Raw genomic sequence first — 13956 nt, 5'->3', positions numbered from 1 at the left:
ACAGCTCGGCTTTCGGCGGCGCCCGAGGTTACGTCCGCCCACACGCCACGACGGCCCGTACGAGTCTCGTACGGGCCGTCGTGGAGGGGGCAGCGGGTCGGCGTTCGGCTACTTGGTGCTCTCCGCCGCGAGGGCGTCCTGCAGGGCCTGCTGCAGGCGGGCGTCCGCCTGACCGTAGGCCGTCCAGTCGCCCGCCTTCAGCGCTGTCTCGCGGTCGGCCAGGGCCTGCTTGGCCTGCTGCAGCGCGGCCTGGAGCGCGGGGTTGGTGGCCGAGCCGGAGCCCGTGGAGCCGCCGGTGCCGGAGCCGGTACCGGCACCTCCCCCGCTTCCGCCGCCACCCGCATCGGTGCCCGGCACGTTGTTGTCACCGGCCGTCGCACCGGAGTCGCCGCCGAACAGCGAGTCGAGCGCCTGATCGAGGGTGTCCTCGAACGCGATCTTGTCTCCGAAGGCGACGAGCACCTTCTGCAGCAACGGGTAGCTGGTCTCACCGGTCGACTTGACGTACACGGGCTGCACGTAGAGCAGACCGCCGCCCACCGGGAGCGTCAGCAGGTTGCCGTTGATCACATCCGTCTTGCCCTGGCGCAGCAGGTTCAGCTCCTGAGACACCGTGGGGTCGGAGTTGAAGTTGTTCTGTACCTGACCCGGCCCCGGTATGGTGTCGCTGGAGGGCAGGGACAAGAGTCTCAACTTGCCGTAACCGTCGGCGACCTTCCCCTTGGTCTTGCCGGCATCCGCATCCACGGCGAGGTAGCCCTTCAGCACGGAGCGACTCGCCTCGCTCGACGCCTGCGGTATGAACGTCGTGTAGAGCGAGAAGCTCGGCGAGGTCTGGCCCGGCATCTGCAACGTCAGATAGTACGGCGGCTGCAGGGTCGGATCGCTCGACGACGAGGTCGGGTCGTTCGGCGTCGTCCACGCGTCCTCACGCGAGTAGAACGATCCCGCGTCGGTCACGTGATACTGGCCGAGCACCGACCGCTGCACCTTGAACATGTCGGCCGGATAGCGCACGTGGCTGATGAGCTGGGCGCTCATGTCGCTGATCGGCTTGACGGTCGACGGGTAGACCTTCTCCCACGTCTTCAGCACCGGGTCCTTCGCGTCCCAGGCGTAGAGGGTGACGGAACCGTCGTAGGCGTCGACCGTCGCCTTGACCGAGTTGCGGATGTAGTTGATGTCGTCGAACGCGTAGGCGGGACGCGGGGTCTCGGTGTCCGCCGTGGCGTCGCTCAGGCTTCCGACGTGCGAGTACGGGTACTGGTCGCTCGTGGTGTAGCCGTCGATGATCCACTTGACCCGGCCGTCGACCACGGCGGGGTACGCCTGCGAGTCGAGCGTCAGGTACGGCGCGACCTTCTGCACGCGCTTGATCGGGTCGCGGTCGTAGAGGATCTGCGAGTTGTTGTTCACGGCGTCGGAGAGGACGATCTGCTCGTCCTGGAACTTCAGCGCGTAGACGAGCCGCTTGAAGATGTTGTCGAGCTTGGGCCCGGCGTTGCCGTCGAACGTCGTGTAGGTCTGCTGCGCGCCGTCGGCGCCGCCGGGATAGTCGAGCTCGACCGACTTGGTGCCCTTCGGCGCGCCCACGATCGAGTACGTCGGAGACTGCTGCCCGAAGTAGATGCGCGGCTCGTACTCGCCGAGGGTGCCCTGGGTCGGGATGCCGTACTCCATGAAGACCGGCTGGCCGTCCGACGACCGCTGGTTGCCGTACGCGGCGACCATGCCGTACCCGTGGGTGTACACGAGCGTGTCGTTGTACCAGTTGCGGGCACTGGTCAGGCCGGACTGCTGCAGCTCGCGCACGGAGACCACGGCGTCCTGCTCGGTGCCGTTGATCGAGTATCGGTCGACGTTGAGCGTGTTCGGGAACGCGTAGTACTGGCGGAACTGCTGCAGCTGGCGGAACGACGGGCTGACGATCGCCGGGTCGATGATGCGGATCTGCGCGGTGGTCTGAGCGTCCTGACGGAGCGCACCGGCCTCGGCGTCGGTCTTGGCGTCATACGGGACGACCTCGATGTTGCTCAGCCCGTAGGCGTCCCTTGTCGCGTCGATCGAGTCCTGGATGTACGGCGTCTCGAGCGTCTTCTGGCTCGGCTCGACCTGGAAGCGCTGGATCACCCACGGGAAGATCGCGCCGACGACGAGGGCGGCGACGATCAGCAAGGCGGTCCCGACCAGCGGGAAGCGCCACCGGCCGACGAACGCCGTGACGATGAAGAGGATGGCGACGAACACCGCGGCCCCGGCCAGCACGGCCCGGCCCGGGATGGTCGCGTTCACGTCCGTGTACGCGGCTCCGTTGATCATGTCGCCGACGTTCGAGTCGGTGACGGTCGCGAAACGGTCGAGCCAGATGCTGACACCCTGCAGGAGCAGGTAGAGCGCAGCGACCACGGCGATCTGGACGCGGGCGGCCTTGCTGATCCGCACCTCCCGTCCGGAGACGCGGATCGAGCCGTAGAGGTAGCAGGTCGCGAGGGTCGCGATCAGGGCGATGAGCACGACGGCCGAGGCGAAGCCGACCGTGCTGCGGTAGAACGGCAGTGCGAAGACGTAGAAGCCGATGTCGAGCTTGAACAGCGGGTCGGTCTTGCCGAAGGGCGTTCCGTTGATCCATGCGGCGGCCAGCTGCCAGCGGCTCGACGCGGAGACGCCGGCGAAGATGCCGAACACGATCGGGATGCCGTACATGGCCAGGCGGCGCAGCGGCTCGATGACCTGCTGGTAGCGGTCGAGCTGGCTGTTCAGCTTCGCGTACACCGGGCGCAGACGATAGGCGAGCTGGATGCTGGCCCACAGCGGGAGCGCCATCGCGAGGAATCCGACGAAGAACATCGAGATCGCACCGAACCACTGCGTGGTCAGCACGTTGAGGAAGCCCAGCTGCTGATACCAGAGGATGTCCGCGTAGAGACCCGCGAAGACGAAGAACAGGATCACCAGTGCGACGATCACCCCGAGAGTGATCCAGACGGCCGCGCGGCGGCGTCCTGCTGGTCGTGCGGCGGTAGTAGAACTCACGTGCGGCCCTCTTGCTCTCGCGTGATGTGCAGATCGGATCCATCCTAGGCGGGGATCGCTTGGAGAACGCCGTGCCCGCCGCCGGGCCGCACCTGAGGCCGCGCGCCCGGGCGCGTCAGGAGGACGGGCAGGTGGGGAGGCCCGCGGTGGCGGCCCCTGTGCTGACGGCCTTCAGGACGGCGAGAGAGTCGGAGAGGGTCTTGACCGCGAACACGGTGAGGCCGGAGGGGATGTGTCCGGTGACCTCGTTGCAGTTCGACGCCGGGGCGAGGAAGTACTGCGCCTTGCCCTGGTCGCGCGCCGCGAACATCTTCTGCCGGATTCCGCCGATCGCCCCGATGTTCCCGGCGTTGTCGATGGTCCCCGTCCCCGCGATGCGCTTGCCGCCGGTGAGCTCGCCCGGCGTCAGCTTGTCGATGATGCCGAGCGCGAACATCTGCCCGGCGCTGGGACCGCCCACGTTGTCGAGCTGGATCTTGACGTCGAACGGGAACGTGTAGTCCATCCCGGCTCCGATGCCCAGCACCGCACGGCCTCCCGAATCGACCGGGGTGATGCCGACCGTGGACGAGGCCCCGTCGCGGAGGACGCCGATCTGCGCTTCTTTGTCGGTGCCGTTGGCCGCGATCGCATCGCGCAGCGCCTGAACGCTCTTCACCGCCGTGCCGTCCACGCTCGTGATCTCGTCGCCCTCGCGGAGCGTCTTGGCGGCCGGCGTTCCGGTGATCAGCTGCTTCACCACGACGGCCTGCGGGAAGTCGTAGCCGAGCTCGTTCAACGCTGCGGCCACGGCGTCCTGCTGCGAGTCGACCATCAACGCCGCGTTCTCGGCATTGGACTGCTCGGTCGTGGTGCCGGGCGGGAAGACCGAGTCGATGGGAAGGACGGCACGGCTCGGCTGGAACCACGACGTGACGATCTCGAACCAGCTGGGCCGCGAGTCCGGGTTGCCGACCACCGAGACGGTGAGCAGGTCGAGCGACCCGGAGGTCTCGTAGGTCTTCTGTCCCGGGATGGTGATGAGCTCCTTCGCATCGGCGCTCTTCTCGGCGCCGACCTCCTGATCCGTCCCGAGCGTGTTGAACACCGGACCGGGGATCTCGATCACGTACGGAGCCGGGGCCAGCGCGAGGACGAGGGTCAGCGCGAACGCCGCCAGGACGGCGACCCAGCCGACGATGAACCGTCGGGAGGGACGGATCGACGGCGACTGCTGCGGCTGCGGCACGGCGTGCTCGTCGTCGGTGAACAGGCTCACGCGGTCGTCCCTTTCGGTCGTGTTCGCCACGGGCGCACCGCGCGCCGGGCAACCGGGGCGGATTCCCACCCGGCTCTTGGAGATCAGGAGCTAGCGTAGATGCCAAGCCTGAAAGCCGCACGCCACGGCGGCATCACTTCGAGACGAGGGGCGCCCACGATGTCCGACGAGCCGAACAAGGAACCGGACGACGAGTTCCGGGACATGTTGCGCGAGTTCCTCTCCGGAGACTCGTCGATCGATCCGAGCCAGCTCGCGGGTGCCGCCGGCCTGCCGAACGATCCGGCGAGCATCCAGAAGCTGCTCGGGCAGTTGCAGAACGCGCTCGCCAACCCGGGCGGCGGCATCAACTGGGACATCGCGGAGCAGCAGGCGCGAACACTGGCCGGCGAGGGCGCTCACGCGGTGACCCCGGCCGAGCGGGCGTCGCTCGATCAGGCGTTCAACGTGGCCGCCCTCTGGCTCGACCAGGCCACCACGGTCCCGGGCCTCTCCGGGACGCCGGAGCTGATCGGCCGCGCCGAGTGGGCGCGGCAGACGATGCCGCTCTGGACCCAGCTGGCCGAACCGGTCGCCCTCAGCATCTCCGACGCCCTCACCCGCGTGCTCGCGGAGCAGGCGCCCGAGGAGATGCAGGGGATGCTGCAGAACGCCGGGCAGCTGATGCGATCGATCGGGGGCGCCCTGTTCGCGATGCAGCTCGGCCAGGTGGTCGGGCAGCTGTCGAAGGAGGTCGTCTCCGGCGGCGACGTCGGCATCCCGCTGCTGGCGGACGGCACGGCCGCGCTCATCCCGCAGAACGTCGCCGAATTCGGCGCCGGTCTCGACATCCCCGAGGACCAGGTCCAGCTCTACCTGGCGGTGCGCGAGCTCGCCCACGCGAGCCTGTTCCGGCACGCGAAGTGGCTGCGCCTGCAACTCCTCACACAGATCACGGCCTTCGCCGCCGGCATCACGATCGACACCGAGCGGCTCGAGTCCCTGGCCGAGAGCTTCGACCCCGCCAACCCGGAGGAGCTGCGGGACGCGATGGTGAGCGGCGCGCTCATCCCGCCGAAGACCGAGGAGCAGCTGGAGGCGCTGGCCCGGCTCGAGACCGTGCTCGCGCTCGTGGAGGGCTGGGTCGACGTCGTCACCGCCGGCGCGACCCGGCTGCTCCCCCGTGCCGACGCGATCGCCGAGACCGTCCGGCGCCGCCGCGCGTCGGGCGGCCCCGCCGAGTCCGCGTTCGCGACCCTCGTCGGCCTGGAGCTGCGGCCGCGCCGGCTGCGCGAGGCAGCGGCGATGTGGCAGGCGGTCACCGATGCGGTCGGCCAGGACGCACGCGACGGACTCTGGTCGCACCCCGATCTCCTTCCGCAGGCGAACGATCTCGACGACCCGTCCGCACTAGTCGCGCGGCTCAGCGCCGCCGCCGCCGGCGACGAGCCGGAGCGCGACGAGCTCGACCAGGCCATCGAGGATCTGCTCCGCGATGACACGGACCGGCCCACCGAGAGCTGAGCCGCGCACGCCGTCGGCGTGACGGTGGGGACGGCGTGCGGACGCGCGAACGCCTGTGGATAAGGGCCGAGCGCTCCCGGGGTCCCGGCAGGATGTCGGGATGGTCCTCGCACTCGATCCCCGCTACCCCCGGGTCTGGCGCACCCCCGACACCCTCCAGTTCGGCGTCGACGCACCGGTCCTGGTGCTGCATCCGGTGACCCTCGCCGAGGAGCGGATGATCGCCGCGCTCGCGGACGGCGTCTCCCTGTCCGGGCTGCGCATGATCGCCCGTCGCTCCCGCGTCGATTCCGGTGCGGTCGGCGCGCTGCTCGACCGACTGTCCCCGGTGCTGGACCGACTCGACGAGCATCCCATGCCACCGCCCGTCGTCGTGGACGGCGATGGACCGACCGCGGGCCGCATCATCGCCCTCCTGCGCGGAGCCGGTCTCGAGGTCGGCAGCGGTCTGGCGTGGACGGATCCCCTCGTGGAGACCGCGGGGCTGGCCGTGATCCTGGGCTCGTTCGCGATCGAACCTGCGCGGCACGCCCGCTGGCTGCGCCGAGACGTACCGCATCTCCCGGTCGTCTTCGGCGATCGCGGTGTCGTGGTGGGGCCGCTCGTGCGGCCCGGCCGTGGGCCGTGCGTGCGGTGCGTCGACCTGCACCGCACCGACGTCGACCCGATGTGGCCGGCGCTGGCCGCCCAGTTGCACGGGCGCGCACGGCCCGGGGAGACCGAGGTGGTCCGCGACGCGGTGGCCGCCGTCGTCGCGGCGATGGCCGCCGGCGCACTCGCCCGCGCGGCGCAGGAGCAGGGAGACGGTGGAACGACGACGACGACGGGGACGGCCGGCGCGGCGAGCAGTCGGTTCGATCCCGTCACCGGGCGGTGGACCGCGCACGAGCATATGCCGCACCCGGAATGCGGATGCCTGGGGCTGCCGGTCACCTCCCCGGCGTCGTGTCCGCCGGCGTCGCTGGACGCGCAGGCGGTGCGAGCTCGGCGAGGAAGCGGGACGGCTGGCGCGCCACCGGGCGACCCGGATGCGAGCCGCGCTGTGCCCAGCTGAGCCGCAGCCTGCGCCGGGCGCGGGTGATCCCCACGTAGAGCAGGCGCCGCTCCTCGTCGATCTGCTCGAAACCGGAGGCGTAGCTGATCGGCACCAGCCCCTCGCTGAGTCCCACGAGGTAGACCGAATCCCACTCGAGGCCCTTGGCCGCGTGCAGAGTGGCGAGCGTCACGGCGGAGAGGGTCGGCTCGTGCTGACCGGCCTGGCGGGCGAGCAGATCGTCGGTGAAGCGCCGGAACGTCGTCCCGGGCGCCATCTCGTCCACGAGCCCCATGATCGCGTTCAGCGACTCCCACCGCTCGCGGACCGCCCCGCGTCCGGCCGGAGGCTGCACCGACCAGCCGAGCGTGCGCAGCACGTCGCTCACCGACTTGAACACCGGTTCATCGGTCGCCGCGACGCTCGCCGCCCGCAGGGTCATGATCGCCTGCCGCACCTCCGGGAGATCGAAGAATCGCTTGGAGCCGCGGATCTGGTAACTGATCCCGAGGTCGCCGAGCGCCTGCTCCAGCGCGGCGGCCTGGACGTTGACCCGGTAGAGCACCGCGATGTTCTCCGGCCGTGCCCCGGCGGCGAGCTCGGCGGCGATCTGCTCGGCGACGGCACGCGCCTCGGCGCGGTCGTCGGCGAACGAGGCGGGCGATGCGACATCGCCCGTCTCGGGCCCGCCGGGCTCCGCCGACGTGCTCCGTGCCGAGGCGGCGTGGAGGGTGAGCGCTCCCGACCGCCCGCGCATCAGGCGGTTGGCCGTGTCGATCACGCCCGGCATCGAGCGGTAGTTCTGCTCGAGGCGCACCACGGTCGCCCCGGGATGCTCGCGCTCGAACCCGAGCAGGTACTCGCTGCGGGCCCCGGCGAACGAGTAGATGGTCTGGCTCGCGTCGCCGACCACGCACAGGTCGCCCCGCCCGCCGAGCCAGAGGCCGAGCAGCTGGTGCTGCAACGGCGAGACGTCCTGGTACTCGTCCACGACGAAGTAGCGGTACTGCTCGCGCACCTGCATGGCGACCGACGGCTCGCTCTCGATCATGCCGGCGCAGACGAGGAGCACGTCCTCGAAGTCGATCTGCTTGCGCTCGTCCTTGAGCTCCTCATACGTGCGATGCAGGTCGACGAGCTGCTCGGTGGTGAGGGTCCCCGGCAGCGTCCGGGTGGCGAGCGCCGCGGCATACTGCTCGAGCGTCAGCCCGGACACTTTGCGCCACTCGATCTCGGCGGCGATGTCGCGCAGCGTGGCGGTGTCGACGCGCACGGAGAGCTTCTCGGCGGCGTGGCCGAGCACCCGGCCCTTGCCGTCCAGCACGCTCGGCAGCTGGCCGCCGGCCACCTGCGGCCAGAAGTAGTTCAGCTGGGCGAGGGCCGCCGCGTGGAAGGTCCGTGCCGCGACGCCGCCCGCCCCGAGCTGTCGCAGCCTCCCCCGCAACTCCGCCGCCGAGCGGTTGGTGAAGGTCAGCGCCATCACCCGGTTGGGCGTGAACGCGCCCGACGCGACCCCGTAGGCGATCCGGTGGGTGATCGCGCGCGTCTTGCCCGTCCCGGCTCCGGCGAGGATGCACACAGGACCGAACAGCGCCTCCGCCGCCACCCGTTGCTGCACATCGAGGCCGGCGAGCAGGGCCGCCGGCGTCGGGGGTCCCTCGCTCACGGCGCCGCAGGGGGGTCGTCGAGCGGTCCCCCGTACCAGTCCTCGATGAGGGCGCGGGCGATGGAAGACCGGCCGGGCAGGATGACCTGCTCGCGGGCCTCCCAGAGCTCCGTCCGGCTGAACCAGCGCAGGTCGAGGATCTCCTCGCCGTCCGGCGCCAGCGCGGCGGGCGGCTGGTCGTCGGCGAGGCGAGCGGTCATCCCGACCATGACGGACGCGGGGAACGGCCACGGCTGCGAGCCCTTGTACCGGGCGTCGACGACCCGGATGCCCGCCTCCTCGAAGATCTCCCGTTCCACGGCGGACTCGAACGACTCCCCCGGCTCGACGAAACCGGCGAGGAGGGAGTAGCGCGAGTGCTCCCACATCGCGTTCGAGCCGAGCAGCAGGCGGTCGTCGGCGTCGAGCACCGTCACGATGACCGCCGGGTCGGTGCGCGGGAACACCTCGGAGCCGTCCTCGAAGCAGCGACGCACCCAGCCCGCCTGCTCCACGACGGTCGGTGTCCCGCATCGCGGGCAGTGCGTGTGGGAGGCATGCCAATTCGCGATCGCGAGCGCCTCGGTGAAGAGCCCGGCGTCCCGGTCGCTGAGCGCGGTCGCGACGGTGCGCAGGCTGCCCCAGCGCGCCTCGTCGGGCTCCAGCTCCTGTGCGGCGGCGTCGGTGAGCACCTCGAGGACCACCGCGGTGCCGGCCGGCTCGGCCGGGGCCTCCACCAGCGTGCGACCGAGGTACACGCGGACCAGGGCCGCGCTGACGCGCTCCACCGGGAGCAGGTCGAGGGCGGCCTCGCCGGCGTCCGGAGCGCTCCAGCCGTCGGCCGACGGCGTCGCGGCGGGGATGCTCTCCGGCGTCAGCAGTGCGCGCCCCTTCCAGAGCGCGAGGACCCGCGTGCCCGGCTCGGTCCAGAGCTCGTCGAACAGGGCCGGGCGCGAGCGCGCGGCGTGATCGCGGTCCACCGCGTGACGGGACAGCGGCAGGTCGTGCAACGAGGCGGGAGGGAGTGCGGACGACATCGAGTGACCCTTTCAAGGCGTGGCGATCAGAGCGCACGCGCGGATGTCCATTTAGCCTAGGGAGCATGGCCAGATCCCACCTCACTCTAGCCGCGCTGGCCGCCTCGGCCGTGCCCGACCTCGCCATCTCCGCTGCCCGCAGCTACTCCCGCGGCGGCGCCGAGGAGTTCGATGCCGCGCTGCTCGACGAGCGGGACGGCCGCGTCTGCATCGTCCGCGTGCCGCTGTCGCAGTCGGCCGAGTCCGAGCAGAGCGCCGACCTCGTCGCGCTGCGCGCGCTCACCGCGGGGATCCGCAGCCGGCTGCCGTTCGATGTGCCCCAGTTCCTCGGCCAGGCGCCGGTGGGGTCGACGCGCGCCATCGTCTACGACTTCCTCCCCGGCGAGCACATCTCAGTGGACGAGGTCCCCCCGGGCGATGGCCTGGCCGGCTCCATCGGGCACGCCATCGCGGCCATCCACACGCTGCCGACGAGCTTCGTCGGCGAGTCCGGCCTGCCGGTGCTGTCGGCCGCCGACAGTCTGGGCACGGCCACCTCGCTGATCGAATCGGCGGCCGCCACCGGGCTGCTCCCGACCGCGCTCCGCGATCGCTGGCGCGACGCCACCGCCGATCATTCGCTCTGGCAGTTCCAGCCCACTGTGATCAACGGCGCCCTCACCGCGGACTCGTTCCTGGTGGACGGCGATACGGTGACGGCGGTGCTCGGCTGGTCGGCGCTGCGGGTCGGCGACCCCGCCCGGGACCTGCACTGGCTCCTCGCGATGAACGCGGAGGCGACCGACGGGGCCCTCACCGCCTACGCGTCCGCCCGCCAGGTGGCGACCGACCGTCAGTTCACCCAGCGCGCGATGCTCTACGCCGAGCTGGAGGTCGCCCGCTGGCTGCTGCACGGCCGCGAGGTCCGCGACCAGGACATCATCGACGACGCCGTCGGCATGCTCGACGGTCTGGTCGACCGGGTGCACAGCAATGCGGTCAACCCGCTCTCGAACGCCACCGGCCCGATCCTGGCGATCGGCGACGTCGAGGCGATGCTCGACCGCACGCCGGGCGACCGCCCCGACGGTTACGGACGCTCGGGCGGGATGAAGCCGGTGGCCGAGGACCAGAGCGACCGCAGCTCCTCCTCGTCGTAGAGTCGCGCCGGACGCACCATCTCGTCGTCGGCGACGAAGTAGAAGACCGCGTCGATCAGCGCCGGGTCGACCCCGGAGTAGCGGGCGAACGCGAGGCGGTACAGCGCGAGCTGCAGCTGCTTGCGCTCCAGATCCTCGGCGTCCCGCGGCGCCTTGCCCGTCTTCCAGTCGACGATCTGGTACCGGTGCACGCCGTCGTCGCTCCGGTAGATCGCATCGAGCTTGCACACGACGACCTGGCCGGCGAGGGTGACGTGGATCTCGAGCTCGACCTCCTCGGGGCGGCGACCCGCCCACTCGCTCGCGGCGAAGGTCGCCTGGAGCTCGGCGAGCCGATCGGCCTCGAGCACCTCGCCCGCGGGATCGTCGAGCTCCGTGGCGGCTGCGTCGAGTTCGTCCGCACCGCCGACCGGTGTCCCGAACCGCTCCTCCACCCAGCGGTGGAAGAGCGTGCCGAGTCTGGTCTGCCGGTAAGGGCGCTCGGGCATCGGCCGCCGGAGCGTCGCCGCCACCGTACCGGGGTCGCTGACGTAGTCCTTGAAACGCGAGGCGGGGATGCGTGTCGGCAGCTCCACCAGTCCGGCGTCCTCCGCCCGGCGTGCCCGCTCGGCGAGCAGCAGGTCGAGGTCGCGGGCGTACGCGCCGCCGGACGTGGCGCCGCGCTCACGTCGCGAGCGCACCGCGGCCGCGGCCGCCCGCACCCGCTCGCGCCGCGTCCCGAGCGGGTCGAGCGGCCAGGCGACGGTCTGCGCGGTGAGCGCGAGCGGGTTCTCGTCGGGCTCGTCGCAGTCCGGGAAGGCGTCGGCGGCGAGCAGTCCCGCCGCCTGCAGTTCGAGCAGGTAGGCGCCCGGCCCGCGGGGACGCGTCTGGGTCGACCAATACGAGCCGGTGAGGAGCAGCCGCTCCCGGGCACGGGTGACGGCCACGTAGACGAGCCGGCGCTGCTCCTCCAGGTGCCGACGCAGGTTGTCCGCCTCGAAGAGGTCGATGGACGCGTCGATCTGCTTCTGGTCCTCGGCATTCCGCCACGCGAGCACGGGGAGTTCGGCGGAATCCCCGCGGAACTCGTTGGGCAGCTGCCCGAAGGCGAGCCAGCCCTTGCGGCTCTGCGGGGGTCCCGGCAACTCGCCCTCGACCAGACGCGGGACCGCCACCACATCCCACTCGAGTCCCTTCGAGCCGTGGATGGTCAGGATCTGGACCGTTCCGGGTTCCGGGTCCTCGCTGCGCGGGGCCAGGTTGTCGCGCTGCTCCGCTTCGGCGAGCCAGGCCAGGAAGGACCCGAGCGTCGCCCGATCGTCGGCGGCCAGATACGAGGAGACCTGTTCGGCGAACGCATCCAGGCTCGCCTGCCCGAGCTGTGCCGACTCGTTCGCGGCGACTTCGATGTCGAGCAGCAGCTCCTGCTGCACCAGCGTGACCAGGTCCAGCAGGTCCAGGCCGACGCGGGAGCGCAACCGGTCGAGCAGGCGACCCGCGTCGCGCATCCGCTCCAGCCCGGTCGCACTGATGTCCTCCAGCTTGCTGTGCCCCTCCGCCGCCTCGACCACGAAGTCGAGAGCGTCGACGAGGGAGGCCGACTCCTCCCCCGCGACGGATCGCCGCAACCGCTCCCGAACCTCGGGGTCGAGCTCCTGGAACCGGTGGTCGCGCGTCGACAGCCAGGAGGCGACCCGGCGCAGCCCCGCGATGTCCTTCGGTCCGACGCGCCAGCGCGCCCCGGTGAGCAGCCGGATGAGCTCGGAGCCGGCCGTCGGGTCGTGCATGACGCGCAAAGCGCTCACCAGGTCGGCGATGACCGGCTGCTCCAGCAGGCCGCCGAGGCCGAGCACGTGGTAGGGGACGCCGCGCCGGGCGAGCGCCGCGGTGAACACGTCGATCTTCTTGAGCGACCGGCAGAGCAGCGCCGCGCTCGGTGGGACGCCGCTCTCGTCCCGCTCGGCGATCCGCTCCCCCAGCCAGGCGGCCACGGCCTCCGCCTCGTCGCCGACCGTCTGGGCGAACGCGGCGGTCAGCTCGCCCGCCACCGCGCCGGGGCGCGGTCGCAGCACCTCGACGTGCACCGGGGACGCCGCCGAGAGCGGGGCGACGAGGGCGTTCGCCGCGTCCAGCACCCGGGTGGGATTGCGCCAGCTCGTGCTCAGCGCGTACTCGTCGGCCCCGCCCTGCTCAGCCTCCGGACGGGCGCCGGTGAAGTCGACCGAGAACCGGCCGAGATTCGCCGCGCTCGCACCACGCCACCCGTAGATCGACTGGTGCGGGTCGCCCACCGCCATCACGGCCTGACCGCGGAACAGCGTCGACAGCAGCCGCGTCTGGACGACGGAGGTGTCCTGGTACTCGTCCAGGAGAACCACCCGGAACCGCCCGCGGTAGTCGTCGACGACGGCCGGGAGCCGTTCGGAGATGCGGAGCGCGAGCGCCACCTGGTCGGAGTACTCGACGAAGCCGCGTCGCCGCTTCTCCTCGGCGAAGGCCTCGGCGAGCGTCAGCAGCGGCGGCAGCGACCCGACGGCGGCGACGGCAGACCGCACGGAGGCGTAGACGTCCTTGACGCGACCGTTCCCGGTCGGCAGGTCGGCGATCCGCGAGAAGCCCTCGACCATGCGCTCCACGTCAGCGGCGTCGGTGACGTTCTCGCTGAGGGCACGGCTGAGCGACAGCACCGCGCTGGTGACCGCGTCGACGCCCCGCTCGAGGTCGACCAGCCGATCGTCGGTGCTGCCGACGACGAGGCGCCGCGCGAGCTGCCACGCGGAGGCCTCGCTGAGCACGGCCGACTCCGGCTCCCGCCCGATCAGCAGAGCGTTCTCGCGGAAGATCGCGTTCGCGAACGCGTTGTACGTCGCCACCTCGGGCGACTCGAACGGGTCGAACACGAGGTCGGTGAGCCCCGAATCGGCCAGCTGCTCGATCCGGGTGCGGATCCGGGCGGCGAGCTCGCCGGCGGCCTTGCGGGTGAAGGTGAGACCGAGGATCTCCGGGACACGCGCGTGGCCGTTGGCGATGAGCCAGACCACCCGGTTGGCCATCGTCTCCGTCTTGCCGCTCCCCGCACCGGCCACCACGATCGCCGGACGCACCGGTGCCTCGATCACGGCCTGCTGCTGAAGGGTCGGTTCGGGCTGCCCGAGGGCCCGCGCGATCTCGACGGCGCTGACCGGACGCGGCGCGGGAGGCCCGTACTCCGGTTCCGTCGTGGGGTCGTCGAGCGTGAGCGCCTGCTCGACCAGGTCCAGGTCGGCGTCCGCGGCCGCCCACTCCAGCACGTTCTCGTCGTTCACGGCCGTCCCTCCGTCGTGCCCGTG

The 13956-nt window shown here is 71.3% G+C and carries 7 protein-coding genes and 1 pseudogene; 3 read left to right on the top strand and 5 right to left on the bottom strand.

What is annotated here, in order from left to right; translation table 11 throughout:
- Positions 1-108: 108 nt before the first annotated feature.
- Both U870_RS0109465 and U870_RS0109460 read right to left on the bottom strand, forming a co-directional pair.
- Positions 109-3033 (bottom strand): UPF0182 family protein, encoded by a 2925-nt coding sequence (locus tag U870_RS0109465; protein ID WP_025157161.1) that lies wholly within the window; start codon positions 3031-3033, stop codon positions 109-111.
- A gap of 115 nt (positions 3034-3148) precedes the next feature.
- Positions 3149-4291, bottom strand: coding sequence for a YlbL family protein (locus tag U870_RS0109460; RefSeq protein ID WP_025157160.1), 1143 nt, complete (start codon positions 4289-4291; stop codon positions 3149-3151).
- Between the two features lie 159 nt (positions 4292-4450).
- Here U870_RS0109460 and U870_RS0109455 point away from each other — a divergent pair, with 159 nt between their 5' ends.
- Both U870_RS0109455 and U870_RS24840 read left to right on the top strand, forming a co-directional pair.
- The gene (locus U870_RS0109455) at positions 4451-5794 is read left to right on the top strand and encodes a zinc-dependent metalloprotease (RefSeq protein ID WP_025157159.1); all 1344 of its coding nucleotides are present in this window, start codon (positions 4451-4453) and stop codon (positions 5792-5794) included.
- 100 nt (positions 5795-5894) lie between these two features.
- A pseudogene (locus U870_RS24840) lies at positions 5895-6686 on the top strand (TOMM precursor leader peptide-binding protein); the annotation flags it as partial.
- 37 nt (positions 6687-6723) lie between these two features.
- On the opposite strand, the gene U870_RS0109445 reads toward U870_RS24840, so the two are convergent.
- Entirely contained in the window at positions 6724-8493 is a 1770-nt protein-coding gene (locus U870_RS0109445; RefSeq protein ID WP_025157157.1) for an ATP-dependent helicase, read from the bottom strand.
- Positions 8490-9509, bottom strand: coding sequence for an NAD(+) diphosphatase (gene nudC, locus U870_RS0109440; protein WP_025157156.1), 1020 nt, complete (start codon positions 9507-9509; stop codon positions 8490-8492). Before nudC ends, U870_RS0109445 begins: the two co-directional genes overlap by 4 nt.
- 65 nt (positions 9510-9574) lie before the next feature.
- On the opposite strand from nudC, the gene U870_RS0109435 reads away from it, so the two are divergent.
- Positions 9575-10648, top strand: a complete 1074-nt coding sequence (locus U870_RS0109435) for a phosphotransferase (protein ID WP_025157155.1) — start codon at positions 9575-9577, stop codon at positions 10646-10648.
- Here U870_RS0109435 and U870_RS0109430 read toward each other — a convergent pair.
- Positions 10579-13932, bottom strand: coding sequence for an ATP-dependent helicase (locus tag U870_RS0109430; RefSeq protein WP_025157154.1), 3354 nt, complete (start codon positions 13930-13932; stop codon positions 10579-10581). The two genes, U870_RS0109435 and U870_RS0109430, sit on opposite strands and share 70 nt — an antisense overlap.
- Between the last annotated feature and the right edge of the window lie 24 nt (positions 13933-13956).

It is taken from the genome of Leifsonia aquatica H1aii (assembly GCF_000633535.1).
Classification (GTDB): Bacteria; Actinomycetota; Actinomycetes; order Actinomycetales; family Microbacteriaceae; genus Leifsonia; species Leifsonia aquatica_A.
Note: the sequence above shows the minus strand (reverse complement) of the source record. Positions and strands in the feature narration are given on the sequence as shown.

Bases quoted from the DNA above. Each gene is read 5' to 3' on its own strand.
- U870_RS0109455 (WP_025157159.1), top strand. From the start codon at position 4,451: ATGTCCGACGAGCCGAACAAGGAACCGGACGACGAGTTCCGGGACATG.
- nudC (WP_025157156.1), bottom strand. From the start codon at position 9,509: ATGTCGTCCGCACTCCCTCCCGCCTCGTTGCACGACCTGCCGCTGTCC.
- U870_RS0109435 (WP_025157155.1), top strand. From the start codon at position 9,575: ATGGCCAGATCCCACCTCACTCTAGCCGCGCTGGCCGCCTCGGCCGTG.